Here is an 18,983-nt window from a genome sequence, read left to right as displayed (position 1 = left end):
TACAAATGATGACCCAAGTACCCGATACACCCCAAGCCCTGTACCGTGCGCTGCCGTCGATGGACAGTCTGCTCGCCGATGCGATATTGGCGCCTCTGCTGCAACGCTATGGTAAAGCGGCGGTAAAGGCGGCGCTGGATAGCCAGTTACGCACGGCGCGTGAGCTGATTGCCCAGGAGCGACGTTTACCCGCTTGGTGTGCTAACCCGTCATTATTGAACGGATATTTGGTTGATCAATTGTCTAAGGACTATAGCCATAGTCTTAAGCCCGTGTGGAACCTCACGGGAACTATCCTGCATACCAATCTTGGTCGCGCCCAACAGTCTGAGGCGGCTATTCGGGCGGTGACCTCTGTGATGCGTTATCCCACGCCACTAGAGTTTGAATTAGCCGCCGGTGAGCGCGGCCATCGAGATAATGCCATTAGTGGGTTAATCCAGCGCCTAACAGGCGCTGAAGCCTGCTGTGTGGTGAATAACAACGCCGCCGCTGTGCTGCTGATGTTATCGGCGGTCGCGGCGGGCAAAGAAGTGATTGTCTCCCGCGGTGAGCTGGTGGAAATCGGTGGCGCCTTTCGCATTCCAGACATTATGCGCCAAGCGGGCTGCACCTTAGTGGAGGTCGGCAGCACTAATCGTACTCACCTTAAGGATTATGAGCAGGCGATAACCGAGAATACCGCCGCCATTATGAAGGTGCACACCAGCAACTATCATATCAGTGGTTTTACCGCCGCAGTGGAGGAGGCAAGGCTGGGTCAGTTATGCCGTGAGCGTGGCATATCACTCATTTCGGATCTTGGCAGCGGTTCACTCACCGACTTACGCCGTTTTGGCTTAAAACAAGAGCCGACTCCCCAAGCCATGTTGGCGGATGGGGTCGACCTGGTTAGCTTCTCCGGCGATAAACTCCTCGGCGGCCCGCAATCGGGTTTGATTGTTGGCAAACAGGCGCTAATTAATAAGCTTCAAAGTCATCCGTTAAAGCGTGCATTACGCTGCGACAAGCTGATTCTAGCGGCGCTCGAGGCAACGCTGATCCACTATCTCAACCCCGAAACCTTAGACAAAGAACTGCCGATTATGGCTAAGTTTGCCCGCAGCCAAGCTGAGTTGCGCCAAATCGGTGAGCGCCTGCAACGTGCCTTAGTGCCGCTGTTTGCCCCGAGCTATGGCATCGAGTTAGTGGCATGCCAAACCCAAGTCGGTAGCGGCTCGCAGCCCGATACCTTTTTACCCTCAATCGCCCTGTGCTTTAACGCGCAAGAGGGCGGCAGTTTAACGTTGCTCGAGCAGCATTTTAAGCAGGCGCAGCGCCCTGTGATTGGCCGTATGACCCAAGATCAACTTCGCCTCGACCTGCGTGGTATCGATGATGAGGCCGAATTATTGGCCGAACTCAGCACCTTAGGTGTGCAGCTATGATTATGGTCACCGCGGGCCATGTCGACCACGGCAAGAGCACGCTGATCCGTGCCTTGACGGGTATGAACACCGACAGGCTCCCCGAAGAAAAACGCCGTGGCATGACTATCGATCTCGGCTACGCCTTTATGCCACTGCGAGATGGCACTCGACTGGCTTTTATCGATGTTCCCGGCCATGAAAAATTCATCAATAACATGCTGGTGGGTGTGAGCCATGTACGCCACGCGCTGCTGGTGTTGGCTTGTGACGATGGCGTGATGCCTCAAACCCGCGAGCATCTGCAAATCCTGGCGCTTTTACCGCTAAATAGTTTGACCTTAGTGCTGACTAAACGGGATTTGGTCGATGACCAAACCGCCGCCAAGTTGACCCTAGAGGGGATGGCGCTGCTTGCCGAATACGGTATCGAGGCCAGTGGCGTGTTTGAGGTTTGCGCTAATGATGCAGGTGATGCGGGAGTAGACACTCTTAAACAACATATTTTGGATATTGCCGAACAGCAATCGACCCAAGCGGAAGATGCCAGCAGCTTTAGGATGACGCTCGATCGCGCCTTTAGCGTTAAAGGTGCGGGCTGTGTGGTCACTGGCACTGTGATTAGCGGCAGTGTGTGTATCGGCGATAGTCTCTACAGTTCAGGCCAAAAGGCCAAACTAAGGGTGCGCGGCATTCACTGCCAAGGAATGGAAGTTCATAGAGCACTCAGTGGCACTCGGGTCGCCTTAAATCTTACCGGTGTCGATAACCACAGGGCACCCGCCCGCGGCGACTGGTTAAGCAGCCTGCCACAAGCCGAGTTGTGCGCCAGACCCGTAGTAGATATTCGCAGTTTTGAACCCTTAACCCATTGGCAAAATGTTCATTGTCACCACGGCGCCGACCATACCCTTGGTCGAGTGTCACTACTCGATGAGGCCAATGAGCAGGGGCGTTATCTGGCCGAAATTGTACTCGATAAGCCGCTGTTGCTATGTCAGGACGACCCGATAGTGCTCAGGCATATTGGCGGCAAGCAAACGCTGGGCGCAGGGCGGGTGCTGGCATTAAAAGTCCCCAATCGTAAGAAGCGTACGCCGGAGCGTGTCAGTAAGTTACAACAGCTGGCTCAGCGCTCCAACCCAGTGAATGTGCTGGCGCTACTCGGCCAGAGTGAGGCGCTCAGCATCGATGAAATCCGTTGGCGCTGGCAGCTAACCGATGAAGGGCTGGCAGCCATGCTGGCACAGGCGGGGCTGACTCGCCTCGGTGCCTATGGGCTATCGGCCCAGTTACTTGAGCAGGAAAAACAGCAGTTTATCGAGCTGTTACGTGAATATCACCAACAGCACCCCGACCAATTGGGGCTGGGGCGTAATCGTCTGCAACGTATGAGCCACAGCATATTACCCAACGAGCTTGCCAATAAGGTGCTCGATAGCCTCTGCCAAGAAGGGCTGATGGTGCTGCGCGGCGCCTTGTTACAGCTGGCGGATCACAGAATTGTCCTCGATAGCGAGGCGCAGCAGTGTTGGCAACGCTTGGCCCCTTGGTTGGCGCTGCAAACATCCCCCGTGTGGGTGACTGAGATGGGGGAATATCTGGAACTCGAGCCCGCCAAACTTAGATTGCTATGTTTTCAACTGGTGCAACAGGGCTTTATTACCGCGGTGGTGAAGGACAGATATTTGCTGAGTGAGCAGTTGTGCCACTACGCCAATCTGGTGCGTGAGCACGTGGACACCCACGGCAAGCTTGAAACCGCAGAGTTTAAGGATCTGATTGGTCTTGGCCGCAAGGTCAGCATTCAATTGCTGGAGTTTTTTGACCGCAGCGGTTTTACCCGCAGGAAGTTTCGCAGTAACAGCCGGGAAATTCGGGATGGGGAACTGTTTTATTCCCATGAGAATTGGCGGAAGAACATAGGAGTCGAACCTACCCAGGACTGCTGGCAGCCCTACCCGGATTTGAAATCCGGACGCCTCACCGGAGACGACGTTCTTCCAATAGAAGACAACTCGATAGTAGAAAATGCGTAAACCTGAATCAAGCGTATTTGCATTTCATTAAGTGGTTTGTGACTTGAATCGTATTTTACAAGCAAACTAATTGTTTTTATTTGAATTTATGGGTTTTGAGGGTCGCTATGGAATATCATTCACACGCTGTGGTTACTGAAATAAAAGTGACCCTTTTAGAACAGGGACAGGCATCGGAGTTAACTGATTATGTCGCCAACGAGGTGCGTGTGGCGCTGGTCTACAACGGCATTTCCCACACTGTGATGTTAGCCAGCCCCGAAAACCTCGAAGAGTTTGCCATTGGCTTTACCTTGTCGGAGCGGATTGTTTCCCATGTGAACGAAATCAAAGGGGTGGACCTGGAATTCACCCCCGAAGGCGTGCTTATTCAAGTGGAGATCACCCAAAGATGCTTTATGGAACTCAAGCAGCAGCGGCGCAATATGGCGGGGCGTACTGGCTGTGGTCTTTGCGGTGTGGCTCAGTTAGAAGAGGCGGTTAAACCCGTTATCCGTGTGGACTCGGATGCCAGATTTAATATCGATCATCTTCAAATCGCTCTTGGGCAACTGAAGGAAAATCAGCATCACTTTAAGCTCACTGGGGCGACCCATGCTGCCATGGGCTTAGATCAAGACGGACAAATCATCGCCGCCTTTGAGGACATTGGTCGGCACATTGCACTGGATAAATTAATCGGCGGATTCTCAATGCGTAAGGCACAGCGTCCCGTCGCCGTATTGCTCACCAGCCGTGCCAGTTTCGAAATGGTGCAAAAGGCCGCTAGTGCCAATATCCAAATTCTGTTTGCTATGTCCGCCGTGACTTCACTGGCGTTGGAATTAGCAGAGAAAAGCAATATCACGCTTATCGGTTTTTGCCGTAATGGCAGGGCAACGCTTTACACCCACGGTTATCGCCTGTTGGGGCAGCAGTGTGTCAGCTTAGCTAAAGCCATTTAAGCGTGAGGCCACTTGAGATTGAAGTTGTCGAACGACTTCAATCACTCTGGCACACAGGTTATAAGCGTATTGCGCTTATTTTTTATAGTCTCGTTCATTAGGGTAATGACATGACATGGCAACAATTTAAACAACAATATCTGATCCGATTTTGGGCGCCAATGCCTGCGGTAATTGCCGCCGGTATCCTTTCTACTTACTATTTTGGTTTAACGGGCACCTTCTGGGCGGTGACGGGGGAATTTACTCGCTGGGGTGGGCATTTGCTGCAATTGGTGGGTGCCAATCCTGAAACCTGGGGTTATTTCAAGGTGATAGGTTTACAGGGGTCTCCCTTAGACCGCATCGACGGCATGATGATCATCGGTATGTTTGGTGGCTGCATTGCGGCGGCACTGTGGGCCAATAACGTTAAACTGCGTATGCCACAGAGCCGTATCCGCATCGCTCAGGCATTAATTGGCGGTATTATTGCGGGCTTTGGTGCGCGCTTGGCGATGGGCTGTAACTTAGCGGCTTTCTTTACTGGTATTCCGCAGTTTTCCTTACACGCGTGGTTTTTTGCCCTCGCGACGGCGGCGGGCTCTTACTTTGGTGCGCGCTTTACGCTGCTACCCATGTTCCGTATTCCAGTGAAATTGAAGAAAGTCGATAAGGCGTCTTCGGTCAAACAGGATGAAAACCAAGCCAGACGGCGTTTTCGCATCGGTATGTTAGTGTTCGCAGCCATTATCGGCTGGGGATTATTGACTATGTTCAATGCGCCTAAGCTGGGTATCGCCATGCTCTGCGGTGTGGGTTTTGGCTTGTTGATTGAACGGGCGCAAATCTGCTTCACCTCGGCATTTCGCGATATGTGGATCACCGGACGCACCCATATGGCTAAGGCGATTATTCTCGGTATGGCGGTAAGTGCCATCGGGATTTATAGCTATGTGCAATTAGGCGTGCCGCCCAAAATTATGTGGGCTGGCCCGAATGCGGTGATCGGCGGCCTGTTGTTTGGATTTGGCATTGTGCTGGCGGGTGGTTGTGAGACGGGTTGGATGTACCGCGCCGTTGAAGGCCAAGTACATTTCTGGTGGGTAGGTTTAGGTAACGTACTTGGCTCAACACTGCTGGCCTATTACTGGGATGACTTAGCCCAGCCATTAGCGACTAATTGGGACAAGGTTAACTTGCTCACCAGCTTTGGCGATAAAGGGGGCTTATTAGTGACCTATCTGCTGCTGGCATTGTCGTTTGCGGCCATGTTGCTGTGGGAAAAACGTTTCTTTGCCCGCAAAGCGAAGCGGGATGAACAATTGATCGCGGAGGCGGCGTAATGAGTCAATATATTCCAGATTATCAACTCGATATGGTGGGCGAGCCTTGCCCTTATCCTGCTGTGGCCACCCTTGAGGCCATGCCGACACTGAAACCGGGGGAGATATTAGAAGTGATTAGTGACTGCCCGCAGTCAATCAATAATATTCCACTCGATGCCAAGAATCATGGCTATAAAGTGCTGGAAATTGAGCAGAACGGACCAACGATTCGTTATCTGATCCAGCGTTAATTGAGCCATTAGAATAAGGCCATCACGGCAAATGAAAAGCGCTGCATTAGCAGCGCTTTTGGTTTTTAGCCTTGGCAATCAACGGGTAAATACTCGTCGGGAATACCATTACTGCTACATACCCAAGTCACATTATCCTGCTCGTCGACTTGTGGCGATAGGTACACCTCATAGTCTTGATAATCCCCTAGGGGTTCGCCGCCCACAAACCCGACTATGCCATCGGTGTAGAGATTAAAGGTGGCCAGTTGTGCATCCGTGAGTCCAAGGACTTCCAATTCTGTCGGCCAAGCTTTGTGGGCTTGGTAGTAGGCCGTTAAAGTATCTGTAATGGGCGTTAATGACTGATGTAATTGATCTATATGTTTAACCGCAGCATCGGTATCGGGAACTGTCAAAGTTAAAGCCGGAGTTTGATCAGTTGGCGCCTCATAACTTATCTCTGCGCCCATTTTTTCTTGGTATTCCTTATAGGCGGGAATCGCGACCGCTGCTGCCACACCGATAATCGCCGCAAGGATGATAATCCCGCCGCCTGCTGTGCCCATACGTGGCATAAACAAACTAAAGAGATAGGCAAATACACTGCGTGAAGGCGCCGTATACACTTTGCCTTGTGCGGTTGCTTGTACTCTTGCCATGCGTTTAGTCAGCCAAGGATAGCTGCTATTGATCTCATGGAAAGACATCCAAAAGCCGCTCGATTCTTGGGTTTGACGAATATATTGATCGACATTCATCCGTTTCCACTGCTCAACTCCGGCGGCGAGTACGGCGACCGCATTGGTGGCTGAACGTAAGCTATTGCAGCAGCGCAAGCCGTGTAAATCACAGGTATATTCACAGGCACGGGCATAGGCGGCGCCGATCAATGGCAGCCAAGTGGCAAACACTAACAGCGGTTCTTTGCCAATATGGTTACGGCGAATATGGCCAAGCTCATGACCGATATAAAAGTTAATCGCGTCTTTATCCGACTCAAGTGCATCCACAATTGATGAAAACAGCACTATGTAGTTGCGGCGCAAAAAGCGGGTCGCGAGGGCATTTAACATACCATCGGCGGCTAACAGGTAGGCGCGCGGTGGTTCTTTAATCTCTAAACGCTCACAGCAAGCAAGGTATTGCTGATGTAAGTCTGGGAACTGCTCAGGGCTTATCTCAACCGCGGTACCTTTGAGGTAGCTGATAAACGCCGAGTGGGTGAAGAGGTAGATAATAAAAAACATCAGCACACAAATCAGGGCGATACCTTTGGTTGCTAAAATAAGTACAAGCCAAATAAGTCCTGAAATAATCGCTAAAATTGTAAAGAGTGACTTTTCCTTCGAATAGACGGTATCGGTCATTTGAATAGGGTTGTCGTTCCCTGCACTAACCACTTGTTCCATGTTGATCCTTTTCCTAGTGAAATAACAAAGCGGCGTGAAAATAGTCAATTTCACTAGGAAATTCAATCTCTATAACTGGAATAACCGATAATTTACCTTTAAGTGCTAAAAATGGCTTAAGGTGCCAATACGGCGGTGCCATTTTTTATCGCGTTTTGCGCCAGTTCGTAAACCTGCTTTTCGGCTATATTAACTAGCTTTTGGTGTTCATCGCCGAGTTGCTCCATCTCTTTGCCCATCACCTCCATCGATGCGCCTAGGCTTTCAATTTGCGCGTTACTCTCAGCATCTTTTTCACCTGAGTCGAGATTGACTAAGAGGTTGTTGGTTTCGGCACTGATAGCATCACCCTTTACTTGCATTTGCTCGCCTAGACGCTGCATTTTTTCGCCTTGGATCTGCATTGGGCGCACGGCCTCTTTCACTTGATTTACAAGGGCTGGATCGGTAATCACATAGCGGTTTCCGCCAGTCTTAACCCACAGGTAATCCGTTTGGTAAGCATTGCCTTGTTGTTTGAGTGTGTTCCAATCTTGGCTTTCACCCGCGCCTATCGTGAGCTCACCACCTTGGCGTACATAAATCCACGAAAAGTCAGGATAATTACTGCTATTGATTGAAATATTGGTTTCGGTCGATGACTGAGTGCTTGTCTGCTGTGTAGCCCAAATTCCACAGGGGATAAGTGCGAGGATCAATAAGCCGCCAAATACTTTAGTGCGTGTGTTCATAATGCTTCCTTGTATGAATAAGTGTTTGTGATTAACTCATCTGTATAAGCAGAGTCCATGCCAATAAAATATTCTTTATTTATCATTTACATGTATAAAGTGTCCGCCTGGCGAGCCTAAATGTGTCCGCGCGTTCAGTCTCAATGTGTCCGTTCAGTGGACACTTTTGGGATAACCCATCAGGCTGCACTACACTTAGTCGAGTTTGTTAAACGCTGCTTGATTGCGGAACTGGCATTGAGTGGTTATTTGTGGAGTAGTGCTGATTTTTGCCAGTTTGATAAGCGTATTTTGCTTAAGTCAGCTTAGGTTAAGCTGAGATGGCGTTAGCTATGGCAATTAATAGTATTGGTCGTTGATATAAGGGGCTCAAGAGTATGAGTAAGATAATCAATATGCAAATCGCAGGAATAGCGGGGTTTTTAGCCATCGCCTTGAGTATGCCTGCTATTGCGGCTGAAAAGCCGTCCTTTGACTGTAGTAAAGTACAGCCGGACAGTATCGAAGATATGGTGTGTAAGGATGCGGGCTTAACTAAGTTAGATAAACAATTGGCCGAGGTCTATGCTAAGGCCACCGCAAAAGCTAAAAATGAACAGCCTCCGACGTTAAAAGCGCTGCAACGGGGTTGGGTAAAAGGTCGCAACGAATGTTGGAAAAGCGATGATAAACATGCGTGTATTGAATCGAGTTACCAAACACGGATTGCAGAGTTACAGGCGCAATATCGCCTCGTTGAGATAACTGGCCCAGTATTTTATGCCTGCGATGGCAACCCCGCCAATGAAGTCGTGGTCAGTTACTTTAATACTGAACCCGCCACCTTAATTGCAGAGTATGGCGATCAAACTTCCTTGATGTTTATTCAGCCTAGTGGCAGCGGCGCTAAGTATCAGGGGAGAAACGAGAGCTTGTGGGAACACCATGGCGAAGCCAAAATTGTCTGGGGATATGAAGCGCCAGAAATGACCTGTACGGTCAAAACAGCTAAATGATTAAAAATTAACACCAAGCCCTAGGTTATAACTGACATCACGAACATGGCGTATCGAGGTTTTAGTCTCATTGATATCATATTTGAATGAGAGGTAAATTTGCTGAGTAAGTAGATACTTAAGCCCAAATGTTGAGTCCGAAATATAATCAATGGTTGGTGTGTCAGGAAAGGCGATTTGGAGATCGGCATAGGTCTCCAATACGCCATCAAACCAATATTGTTTATAGTTGAGCGTGGATGCCCAAGCGTTGAGTTGATAGGTAAATATTTGGGTATCCAACCAAAAATGGTTGTATGTAACAACAAAGTCCAGTTTATCTCGTCCTATTCCCCAAAACCGATAACCCGGACCAATCGCGGCGTAATAGTTGCTGATTGGGAAGTCTAGTCTATCTTCTTGAAAATAATCTTCTTGCCGCAATAACCAATGTTCACTGATGAGGTAGTCAAGGCTGTAGTGGCCTTCAATCGTATTACGTTTGGTGGCGTTACCTTCGGTTTCATAGCGCACTTCACTTTTCAGGTTATGGCGCCATTGCAAGGTTTCGGCTGTGATATCGCTTTTTGCATGGAGTTTTTGGGTATTTTTGCTGTGGCTGGTGACATCTAGTGCGGCCTCAACACTGCCACTATAGCGCCATTCTGAGTCACTTTTTCGGTCTGAATACACCAGCTCACTAATGGGAATTTGTTTATTGTTAACCTGAACAAACCCATCGAGTTCGGAGGATTTTATGCTCACATCTTGTAGCGTACGGTTGATGCTCCAATGCTGATTTTGGGTGGTTTCAAAGCTTTTAATCGCGCTACGCTCTATGGATATTTTGGGGGAATAACTGGGTTTGATAACTAAGTGTGCTTCGTCAAAGCTTTTAATTTCGCCAGTGATTTTATCGCCATTTCTCAGTAACACAGTATCTGCCAGACTTTGCCCACTTAAGCCTGCCAGTAATATGGCTACAGATAACCTAGAAAAGTGATTTGGCATTAGTGGCTGGCTCTAAAAAATAAACAGTGTCGAAGATTTGGGCATTCTAGCCTATATGGCGCAGAGTAAGGCAATAACAATAGGCGAAGATTTCAGGAATTGGATGTTAGCACCCAATTCCCTATCTTGCTTAAGGATCAACGAGAATTGATTTCGGTGATTTTGAGATTGAGCAATTGTTTCTGCCAACGGTTTTTGTCAACGCCTTCAACCCAAATCACAGGGCTCTTACGTTGCTCGCCCTTACGTAGGTAGGTTTCTGGCATGCGGAAAATCGCTTCCCAGACTTCCAGTTTTTCGGTTTTGAGCAAGGTGCCATCGTCGGCAAAGAAGCTGGCTTCGACCTCAACTAAAGTCACGTGTTCGCCGCTGGTGCTGGCAAGCTCAAAGTTCAAGCCGAGTTTATCCTGCTTCCATTGGCTCTCGCTGAAGGTGACTTTAATGCCGTCTTTGGCAGTAGAGCCTAAGATCTCGGGTCTGGCGATGGCATTGGCGGTCAGGGTTGTGACAGGTTTGGTTGCTTCAACGGCGGATGTGCTGCTGGCTACTGCCGCTGCGGCTGTTGTTACAGTAGAACTTGGGGCCGCAACTGTAGCAACAGCTGGCGCTTTAGCGGCTTTGGTCTCTGTGATGATATATTCCCAGGTAAAGTCGTCTTTTAGTCTGACCTGAGCGCCATTCTCAAGGGTAATGGTGGCCACATCGGCTGCCATCACTGAGGATGAGAGCAATAAGAGTGAACTAAGTGCGCTAAGGCGAAATAAGGTTTGCATTGATTTTCTGGCTCCGGTATCCATCTGAGTCAACATTCTGCCCTAACATAAACAATTTGCAGCATATTCGTCACTGTCTAAGTCGCGTTTTGATGAATAAAGCGGATTTAGCCGTAAGAGAGGGCAGGCTGAGTTTAAGGTATGCGCTTAGGGATAAAAAGTATCAGGGCGTTGTCATAGAGTCGGATTGTCTATAAATGTCTGTAGAGGAGAGTAAAATGCAAGGTAAACATTGTACTTATGGACTCGTTATCGGCTTGATTTTCAGTGCTGTAACCTGGGCAGATGAGCCTCCTAAAACGGGCTGTGCTGCAAAATTAGCGGCTATAAGTGCTGAACTCACTGAGGCTAAGGCTGCTGGTCATCAGCACAAAGTGGCAGGGCTAGAAAAGGCCTATAGTGAGGTCGCAAACCATTGTGACGATGACAGCTTAACTGCCGAGCGTTTAGCTAAAATTGAGGTCTTAGAGGCTAAATTAGCCGAGCGCCAGCATGAGCTTACCGAAGCGATTGCCGATGGTAAGCCTATGGATAAAATCAATAAAAAACGCCAAAAGATTGCAGAAGTTGAATCTGAGCTTGCTAAGGCGAGAGCAGAGCTCGCACAATAACTTCGGACTCTTTCGGTTTAACCCGCATACCCTATGCTCAAAATGGTCGATTCAGTGCTGGAGTTATAACCTGCACTCAGCATGACATGCTCTGTTAGGCGATATCTTAGTCCTGCTTCGGCACCCCAATGTTTGGATTTATCTTCTTCCCACGAGGGTTTGCCATCGACAATGCGGGGTGAAATATTGTTGGTATAAGCTGTGGTGCTGATATAGAGGCTGCCGCCCGCATAAATGCTAAAGTCATTGGTTAAACTGTAGCTTAAACCTAAGCGCCAGAGGCTTTCTTGTCGATGTGATAGTGCGGGTTCTGGCACCTCAATATCGGTTTCACGACTGCGGGCATAACCAAGGTAATAACCCCATCGCTGATAATCATCATCGAAATGATAGGGCGCAAGGGTGATTCCATAGAGATTATCTTCTGCGGGAACGTAATCGAGCATGAGCGCTACATAGGGAGTGGTGGTTCTCTCAACTGATTTATCTGGCATCATCAGATGATTTGAAGTGTTATATTCCGTTGCCTGTAGCGGTTGGCATAGGCTCAGTAGCCCAATGCTAAGATAGGCGAATTTAGCTAAATGACGATACATGGGATGGCTTCCTTGGTAGCAGGTGGATTATTGTTCATTTCCTTTTGTGTGTGGTCAATTCAAAATGCTAAAATCTCTTTTAAAATAATTGGTTGTAAAATTTTTGTATCTTATAGTGAGTGTTTTTAAAGGGATATTTAACTGAGGGTAACCAAGTTGTTTCCTTTGTATGACTTTGTTGCGCTAGCGCCTAAATTGGAGTGAATTGTGGATCAGGAAATAAGGCTCGAAATTTCGGCATGGTTAACGGGTTTGGGAATTGACAGTCAACCATCCGACGGAATATCAACCAGCATTATGCTGCTTGCTTGCGTGTTAGTCGCGGCCATTGCCTATTTTATTATGCGCCGTGGGGTGATCCGCGCGGTCAACATGGTGATCCTGCGATCTAGAGTGACGTGGGACGATGTGTTTATGCGCTATAAAGTGCTCGAAAAGCTGGCGATGTTAGTGCCCGCTATCGTGCTCAATCTGCTGGTGCCTATAACCTTAACAGAGCATCCGGTACTTAGCGGCTTAGTTGATCGCCTACTGAGTATCTGGCTGGTGGTATTGATGATCCGCGCTATCTACGCGGGGCTGGATGCGGTTAATGAAATCTCTGACATCAATCTGGTCAGCCGCCGTCTACCGGTTAAAAGCTTTGTGCAGTTGTTTAAGTTGTTCCTATTCTTTGTCGGCCTTATCGTGTCCCTTTCTGTACTCGCCGATCAGTCTCCTGTGTACTTCCTCAGCGGCTTAGGTGTAGCGACGGGTTTTGTAATGTTAGTGTTCCGCGACACGATTTTAGGCTTTGTCGCTGGGATTCAGCTCGCAGCCAACCGCATGGTAAGCAAGGGCGACTGGATCCAAATGGATAAGTACGGCGCTGATGGCGCGGTGGAGGAAGTGTCCTTAACCACAGTTAAAGTACGTAACTGGGATAAGACCATCACCATGATCCCCGCCTATGCGTTAGTCTCGGATGCGTTCCGTAACTGGCGTGGTATGTCCGAATCGGGCGGGCGACGTATCAAACGTGCGGTTAATATCGATATCAACAGTATTAAGTTTTTAACTGAGGAAGATCGAAATCGCCTGAGTAAAATCAATTGTTTGAAAGAGTATTTCCCCGCCAAGATCAGCGAGATCCAAGCGTCGAATGCTAAAGTGTCGGATCTGGATATGATGGTCAATGGTCGCCATTTGACCAACGTGGGTACTTTCCGCGCTTATTTGCAGGAATACCTGCAACGCCACGATAAAGTGCATAAGGATATGACCCTTATGGTGCGCCAATTGGCACCGACCACCGAAGGCTTACCGATTGAGGTTTATATTTTTACCAATGATACCCGCTGGGCTTTTTATGAAGCGATACAAGCGGATATCTTCGACCATATCTTTGCCGTGTTGCCTGAGTTTGGTTTGCAGGCCTTCCAAGCGCCGACGGGTAACGATATCCGCAGTCTGAAATCGGTGAAGGTCGAGGGTTAGTCTCGACTGACGAGAATCGCGGCGAGGGTAAGAAATACGCCGCCGCTGGTTCGGTCAAACCAATGCAATTTGTTGCTGGCCTTAAGGCTAGGTGCCAGCACATTGGCCATCGAGGCGTAGATCATTACAAAGCTAAAGTCGACCAGCGCCCAAGTGAGGGCAAGAATCGCCAATTGCGGTAATTGTGGTGCGGTTAAATCGATAAATTGTGGAAATAACGCCGCAAAAAACAGTAGGTCTTTAGGATTGCTGATCCCTACTAAAAATGCCTGTTTAAAGAGTTGTTTAGGCTGACCATTTCCTTCTTTTTTTGCCACTTCCAATGGCTGAACGTGCTGTTTTGTGAGCAATAATTTGATACCCAAAAACACCAGATAGGCGCCACCACACCACTTGAGTATGGTAAAGCCGTATTCCGAGGCGCTGATCAGTGCCCCTAAACCTGCCGCCGAGGCCACCATTAATACCAGTGCGGCGCTGACACTGCCAAGCCCTGTGGCTATGCTGCGTTTTTTACCGAAATGAATACCGTGGGACATAGACAACATTGCAATAGACCCAGGAGAAATACCAATCAAAACAATCGCAAAAAGGTAGAGTAACCAAGTTTCGGTCTGCATGTTTTGCTCCGTGTTAGATGAGAGAATTAGCGTTTGTTATCGGGTGAATAATCAGGGATGACCTTGGGATGACGTCCCTTAATGCTGCGGTAAAAGCATAAAATCTCAGCCATATCTTGCTCTATAACCGTGGGTTGCAGTGGTGCACGGATCACCACGGCTTTACGCGCAAAATCTAAGCCTACAGGGACAATAGCGACCTGCGCTTTGGTCGCGATATGGTAGAAGCCGCATTTCCAACGGGTAACAGGGCTACGCGTTCCTTCGGGGGCGAGTGCCAGTTTGTATTCGGACTGGGTGGCAAACAGTTGCACCGCAGAATCGACTAAGTTATTGTTTTTACGCCTATCAACTGGGCTACCACCAATCGCTCGGAAGAACCAACCCCAAGGTGGAATAAATAATTGATGTTTACCAAGGAAGTGGATGCGCGTAGCCAATGCACCGCGGGCGAGTACCCCAATAATAAAGTCCCAGTTACTGGTGTGTGGTGCGACAATGACAATGTATTTGGCTTGATTGGGGAGTTCCCCTTGGATTTGCCAGCCTGCAATCTTGAGTAGCCAGCGGCATAAATGTGTAAACATAGTGTGGTGCCCAGAGTCGAAAAATGAATAATATCATTAGCTTTTTTTAATTATAAATCGACTTAGACAAGATAGTCTGGGCCGAAATACTGATAATACAGTCTAACCTGATTGTGAGGGAGCGGTACTATGTTGCGACAAGGATTGATAAGAAAACCCATTTTGCAGTCTCTCGCGGCGCTTTTGCTGCTATTTGTTGGGCAGGTAAGTGCGGTGCCAACTGATGAGATTACCCAAATGTTAAAAGGTCAGGAAGATGCTTGGAATCGCGGTGATCTTGATGTTTACATGCAGGGTTATTGGCAGAGTGAGCAGCTTAGATTTGTCTCAAACGGTAAGTTTCGTTACGGCTGGGAAGAAACGCTTGCAGCCTATAAGAAAAATTATCCCGATAAAGAGGCACTAGGAGAGCTGAAGTTCACCATCAAAGAAATCAAAATGCTCAGTAACTACGCCGCAATGGTGGTGGGTCGCTGGGATTTAAAGCGGCAAAAGGATAGCCCGACAGGCGTATTTACCTTGCTGGTGGAAAAAATTGATGACCGTTGGGTGATCACTATGGATCACAGCTCTGACTGAAATACTAAAAATCGGCTAAGCAGTCGGGCTGTTGCGGTAATTGGGACGGTAGGGTGAAGTGAAAATCCTGTTGTCCCAAACGTCGTCCCTTGCCATCGTATCTCACCTCAGTGAACTGAACTTCCCCTTGGGCATTTTGTAGCAAAATGCTGGTGGAACGAGTGCCATAGTCGGGGTGGCAAATATAAATCGCCGCGAGTCGGCGTTCCCACTCTAGCCCGACGCCAGTGTCGGGTAGCTCGTTATCCTGTGGCCGAGAATCATCCTGCATCAACCGTATAAGTGACTCTAGCTCAAGCGGTCCCGATTGTTGAATCAGAGCCTCGAGCGAGCGCTGGCCTTTAGCCATTTTCGGCCAAATATCATCGAGCGCGCCGTTGCTAATCGCGTGGAATCCTGTGGTTAATTTTACTGTTTCCCGTTTAAGACTGTTAAAGCAGTAGAGATGAGTCCCTTGGCCAAACACGAGATTGAAGGGTTGATAATTTTCAGCGTGTTCCACAAGCCAGTTAGGGCAGATCAGCGAGCCCGAACTTAATGCCTGAATGACAAGTTCGCCACGGCTACGCATCGGCTCTTGGGATTTTTGAGCCACCCTGAGGTTAGTGACTCCGGCAATTTGTCCCTGCTTATTCACCCCAAACCAAGTGCCGCCCGCCTGTAAATCTTTGCCCGCGAGCATATTCTGCTCAGGCGGCCAAAACTGTGCAGGTGCAGTAGGCCTGTGGTGAAACTCATCCCGATTCGCACAAATAATCAGTGGATACTGGGGATGAGTATTAAGGGCGACGAAAAGTATGCACATAACAGGCTAAGTTTATCCAAAGATGGGGTTAACTTAGCCTGTCTGTCGGCAAATGAACAGTGTTAGTGCTGGTGCTTATCGCTATGGGGATGGCCGTGGCCGCTACTCTGACCGTGTGAATGAGAGTGGCCATGCCCGTGCACATGTGATGTTTCGGCTGTTTTAGCATGCGCGTGCGCATGATCATGGCGGTGTTTATGGCCGAGGGCCACAGGTTTTAACATCATTAAGCGGCGCAAGAATTTACGAGGCCCGAGGCGCAGTAAGCTGGCTGCAAATAAGGCTGATAAGATCAGCAGTGCCGTGAGGTTAATGGCCTCTGGTAGAGTGAACAACGAGAACCACATGGGCAACTTAAGGGCAGCAACGAGGGCTATGGCAATAATTGCCAGCAAAATCCCCCGTTGTGACCAACCCATAAGCTTAAGTTGAGCGATATTCAACACCGGAGCGGCAATCAAAGGCAATACGATGGCCAACGGACTCCAGCCGCTATAGGCTAAGGCGATTGACAATACGGCCGCACCTAAATTGCAGAAGCGCATCGGTAAAAATACCAGCAATAGCACGGTAATCTGTAATATAGGGTTACTTAACGGTACCGAAGGGTGACCAATCAAGTTAACTAATACTAAGCTGAGGAGCACCCAAGGTGCGCTGCGATCAACCAAATGGGCGAAACCAAAACGCAGGGCTTGGCTTGGTAATTTAGTATGGGGATCGGTAATATCGACCCGCGCATAGGCTAAATAGGCACTCATGATCAAGACGACTACGAGTTGAAACAGCGCTAACCAAGGGCCAAGCAATAGTGCCGTCAGTACGAGGGCTTCTGGGCCTGCTAAACGTTGGAACCAACGACGGGCGAGGCTATTGTCCTGTGGTGTTAAACCAAGCTGGAACCTTAGTGCTGCTACGGCGTAACTGAGTAATAGCACTGGCGCTATGGTTATTAGCCATGTTGTTAGCTGCTCTGTACTGTGGTCGTGATGGGCATGTTCGTGGCCGCCAGAATCCATCAATAACAGCATCATTAATAAACCAATACCGAGCAAACTGCCGATACCCGCCTGATATTCATATTGGCCTTGTTTATCTGTTTCCTGTTGACCATGTGGCTGATGTAACACTACATGCAGAATCGAACCTGTCACAAAAGCTTGTAAATAAACGGTTTTATCTATGCTCATGTGTGATAAAAGCTGTTCGCTAGCAAAATAGCCAATACTCGTGAATAGCATAATGGCGCCAAAAATAACCAGCGTCCAACGGGCACCAAGATGAGGTTTTAGTATCCACCAAATAGCAAAACCAACAGGGAGACGATGGAGTATAACGCCCAAGGCTAACAAAATGGAGTTGCCCTCATTTTGGGCTAATACCATAGCGCTCCCATCTGTGATGGTGTGCAGCAATAAGCCACTAATGCCAAGAAAAAGGGCAAAATTATGCGTAATTTCAGAGTAGCGGTGGAACAAGCGTTCACTGGCTGTGGGCCCCCACAGGCCGAGTACTACAAAGACGATGGCCAGCAGGCCGCCATGCTCGAGAAGTTCAGGTAGAATATGGATCAGCACTAATCCGCCTAAGGAGACGAAAATAAAGCCATCAAGTCCCTTCTGCAATCCGCTGCCTGATGCAAAGTAGCGGTAAAACAGTGGCCCGATTAAGAGTGCGAGACAACTAGCAAGAAGATAGAGCATGGATTCCACGAAAATTGGCTGAAAAAACGCTGTAGTATACCAGTTGTAATTTAAATGAGCAGCGACTTACAGGCAATTTACTCAAGCGAGATGTTGTGCTGCGGCTTGTAGTAAAAATGAATCAACGACTCAATGGCTTATGGATGATAGGTAAAAAACCGCTAGAGGATCATGAAACGGCACTCATAATCCATCTTAAGGAATTTTCTAGATAATTTTTCACATCTGTAACGCGAAAAAGTTATACAATATGTGCTCATGTTGGCTTAGACGTTGATAAAGTTAAATGGATATATTTTCTGCTGCGGTAATGTTGTTTCTCATCATGGACCCCCTCGGTAATTTACCGATATTCGCGTCGATTTTACGGCATATTGATCCTAAAAAACGTCGTAGGGTTTTGATTCGTGAACTCATTTTTGCATTAGTGATCATGTTGGCCTTCTTGTATGCCGGCGAAGCTATCTTAAGTTTCTTAAATCTGCGATCTGAATCGGTCAGTATTGCCGGTGGGATTATTTTGTTTCTGATCGCGATTCGGATGATTTTCCCCCAGCCGGGTGGTGTGGTTGGCCTTGCAGCAGGGGAGGAGCCATTTATCGTGCCGATGGCGATACCATTAATGGCGGGACCATCTATTCTTGCCGCGCTCATTTTACTAGCGCATACCGATAGCTCACGTATGGGGGATTGGACTATTGCTCTCGTATCAGCTTGGGGCGCGAGTGCGGTTATTTTAATGTTTTATAAGCTCTTTACCCGTATGTTGGGTGAAAAGGGGTTAACGGCTGTTGAACGTTTGATGGGGATGGTGCTGGTAATGATATCGGTACAAATGTTCCTCGATGGAGTATCAAACTATATGAAAACTGCTGGGTAAGCGTATTGCACCAAGTTATCAAAAACCGCATTACATCGTTAATGCGGTTTTTTTATGGCAAAAAATCGCTGTTGAGGATGCTTGCTGAACCAACGCTGACAAAAGTATAAAAACCATCACCTTCCAATCTGTATCAAGTTGTTACACTCTTGGTGTCCTGATATGTTTTCACATCCCATTGAAGTTGGCTTTCCGATGAGGGAAGACAACCAATAAACAAACTTGCCATAGAGCAAATAGGCACTAGCCTTAAAAAATAGCTTGGCTATAACAGCGCAGATTGTGACGGAAGGAAGACG

19 protein-coding genes and 1 tRNA gene are annotated in these 18,983 nt (G+C 48.3%); 9 read left to right on the top strand and 11 right to left on the bottom strand.

Features of this window, described 5'->3' with window-relative positions; genetic code table 11:
• Window positions 1-5: 5 nt before the first annotated feature.
• Entirely contained in the window at window positions 6-1,427 is a 1,422-nt protein-coding gene (gene selA, locus HG547_RS16665) for an L-seryl-tRNA(Sec) selenium transferase (protein WP_169548451.1), read from the top strand.
• A gap of 1,610 nt (window positions 1,428-3,037) precedes the next feature.
• Here selA and HG547_RS20860 read toward each other — a convergent pair.
• Window positions 3,038-3,310 (bottom strand): hypothetical protein, encoded by a 273-nt coding sequence (locus tag HG547_RS20860; RefSeq protein WP_248278758.1) that lies wholly within the window; start codon window positions 3,308-3,310, stop codon window positions 3,038-3,040.
• Window positions 3,311-3,316: 6 nt separating this feature from the next.
• Window positions 3,317-3,411, bottom strand: a tRNA-Sec gene (locus tag HG547_RS16655).
• A 141-nt stretch (window positions 3,412-3,552) separates the two neighbouring features.
• Here HG547_RS16655 and fdhD point away from each other — a divergent pair.
• The 3 genes from fdhD to yedF all read left to right on the top strand — a co-directional run bounded on the left by fdhD (window position 3,553) and on the right by yedF (window position 5,947).
• On the top strand, window positions 3,553-4,389 hold the full coding sequence (fdhD, locus tag HG547_RS16650; protein WP_144376185.1) for a formate dehydrogenase accessory sulfurtransferase FdhD: 837 nt from the start codon (window positions 3,553-3,555) through the stop codon (window positions 4,387-4,389).
• Between the two features lie 110 nt (window positions 4,390-4,499).
• Window positions 4,500-5,714: a selenium metabolism membrane protein YedE/FdhT gene (gene yedE, locus HG547_RS16645; RefSeq protein WP_047536473.1), complete on the top strand. Its 1,215-nt coding sequence runs from the start codon at window positions 4,500-4,502 to the stop codon at window positions 5,712-5,714.
• Complete coding sequence (gene yedF, locus HG547_RS16640; protein WP_011070517.1) at window positions 5,714-5,947, top strand: sulfurtransferase-like selenium metabolism protein YedF; 234 nt, start codon at window positions 5,714-5,716, stop codon at window positions 5,945-5,947. The genes yedE and yedF overlap by 1 nt, the downstream gene beginning before the upstream one ends.
• Before the next feature lie 65 nt (window positions 5,948-6,012).
• Here the strand turns inward: yedF and HG547_RS16635 are convergent, their stop codons facing one another.
• Together HG547_RS16635 and HG547_RS16630 are read right to left on the bottom strand one after the other, a co-directional pair.
• On the bottom strand, window positions 6,013-7,338 hold the full coding sequence (locus tag HG547_RS16635) for a M48 family metallopeptidase (RefSeq protein ID WP_169548450.1): 1,326 nt from the start codon (window positions 7,336-7,338) through the stop codon (window positions 6,013-6,015).
• 116 nt (window positions 7,339-7,454) lie between these two features.
• On the bottom strand, window positions 7,455-8,069 hold the full coding sequence (locus HG547_RS16630) for a hypothetical protein (RefSeq protein ID WP_169548449.1): 615 nt from the start codon (window positions 8,067-8,069) through the stop codon (window positions 7,455-7,457).
• 377 nt (window positions 8,070-8,446) lie between these two features.
• Here HG547_RS16630 and HG547_RS16625 point away from each other — a divergent pair, with 377 nt between their 5' ends.
• A complete protein-coding gene (locus HG547_RS16625) occupies window positions 8,447-9,064 on the top strand; it encodes an MliC family protein (RefSeq protein ID WP_169548448.1) in 618 nt (205 codons plus the stop codon).
• On the opposite strand, the gene HG547_RS16620 is transcribed toward HG547_RS16625, so the two are convergent.
• Both HG547_RS16620 and HG547_RS16615 read right to left on the bottom strand, forming a co-directional pair.
• The gene (locus tag HG547_RS16620; RefSeq protein WP_037416307.1) at window positions 9,065-10,054 is read right to left on the bottom strand and encodes a DUF481 domain-containing protein; all 990 of its coding nucleotides are present in this window, start codon (window positions 10,052-10,054) and stop codon (window positions 9,065-9,067) included.
• Between the two features lie 137 nt (window positions 10,055-10,191).
• Complete coding sequence (locus HG547_RS16615) at window positions 10,192-10,827, bottom strand: DUF3157 family protein (protein ID WP_169548447.1); 636 nt, start codon at window positions 10,825-10,827, stop codon at window positions 10,192-10,194.
• Between the two features lie 218 nt (window positions 10,828-11,045).
• On the opposite strand from HG547_RS16615, the gene HG547_RS16610 reads away from it, so the two are divergent.
• The gene (locus HG547_RS16610) at window positions 11,046-11,438 is read left to right on the top strand and encodes a DUF1090 domain-containing protein (RefSeq protein ID WP_169548446.1); all 393 of its coding nucleotides are present in this window, start codon (window positions 11,046-11,048) and stop codon (window positions 11,436-11,438) included.
• Between the two features lie 17 nt (window positions 11,439-11,455).
• Here HG547_RS16610 and HG547_RS16605 read toward each other — a convergent pair whose 3' ends face one another.
• Window positions 11,456-12,034 carry an outer membrane beta-barrel protein gene (locus HG547_RS16605; protein WP_047536485.1) on the bottom strand — a complete coding sequence of 193 codons (579 nt, stop codon included), beginning with the start codon at window positions 12,032-12,034 and terminating at the stop codon, window positions 11,456-11,458.
• A gap of 207 nt (window positions 12,035-12,241) precedes the next feature.
• On the opposite strand from HG547_RS16605, the gene HG547_RS16600 reads away from it, so the two are divergent.
• Window positions 12,242-13,510, top strand: a complete 1,269-nt coding sequence (locus HG547_RS16600; RefSeq protein WP_037416320.1) for a mechanosensitive ion channel domain-containing protein — start codon at window positions 12,242-12,244, stop codon at window positions 13,508-13,510.
• Here HG547_RS16600 and HG547_RS16595 read toward each other — a convergent pair.
• Both HG547_RS16595 and HG547_RS16590 read right to left on the bottom strand, forming a co-directional pair.
• Window positions 13,507-14,130, bottom strand: coding sequence for a LysE family translocator (locus HG547_RS16595; RefSeq protein ID WP_169548445.1), 624 nt, complete (start codon window positions 14,128-14,130; stop codon window positions 13,507-13,509). The genes HG547_RS16600 and HG547_RS16595 overlap by 4 nt on opposite strands.
• A 26-nt stretch (window positions 14,131-14,156) precedes the next feature.
• On the bottom strand, window positions 14,157-14,717 hold the full coding sequence (locus tag HG547_RS16590) for a lysophospholipid acyltransferase family protein (RefSeq protein ID WP_144376179.1): 561 nt from the start codon (window positions 14,715-14,717) through the stop codon (window positions 14,157-14,159).
• A 129-nt stretch (window positions 14,718-14,846) separates the two neighbouring features.
• Between HG547_RS16590 and HG547_RS16585 the strand changes: the two genes are divergently transcribed.
• The gene (locus HG547_RS16585) at window positions 14,847-15,296 is read left to right on the top strand and encodes a nuclear transport factor 2 family protein (RefSeq protein WP_169548444.1); all 450 of its coding nucleotides are present in this window, start codon (window positions 14,847-14,849) and stop codon (window positions 15,294-15,296) included.
• A 4-nt stretch (window positions 15,297-15,300) separates the two neighbouring features.
• Here HG547_RS16585 and HG547_RS16580 read toward each other — a convergent pair whose 3' ends face one another.
• Both HG547_RS16580 and HG547_RS16575 read right to left on the bottom strand, forming a co-directional pair.
• Complete coding sequence (locus HG547_RS16580; protein ID WP_055647610.1) at window positions 15,301-16,101, bottom strand: NRDE family protein; 801 nt, start codon at window positions 16,099-16,101, stop codon at window positions 15,301-15,303.
• A 62-nt stretch (window positions 16,102-16,163) separates the two neighbouring features.
• The gene (locus HG547_RS16575) at window positions 16,164-17,804 is read right to left on the bottom strand and encodes a metal transporter (protein ID WP_169548443.1); all 1,641 of its coding nucleotides are present in this window, start codon (window positions 17,802-17,804) and stop codon (window positions 16,164-16,166) included.
• A gap of 286 nt (window positions 17,805-18,090) precedes the next feature.
• On the opposite strand from HG547_RS16575, the gene HG547_RS16570 reads away from it, so the two are divergent.
• Entirely contained in the window at window positions 18,091-18,684 is a 594-nt protein-coding gene (locus HG547_RS16570; RefSeq protein WP_037416335.1) for a YhgN family NAAT transporter, read from the top strand.
• Window positions 18,685-18,983 lie beyond the last annotated feature (299 nt).

It is taken from the genome of Shewanella sp. DNRA4, assembly GCF_012843185.1.
Classification (GTDB): domain Bacteria; phylum Pseudomonadota; class Gammaproteobacteria; order Enterobacterales; family Shewanellaceae; genus Shewanella; species Shewanella xiamenensis.
This window is presented reverse-complemented; position numbering and strand designations above follow the sequence as displayed.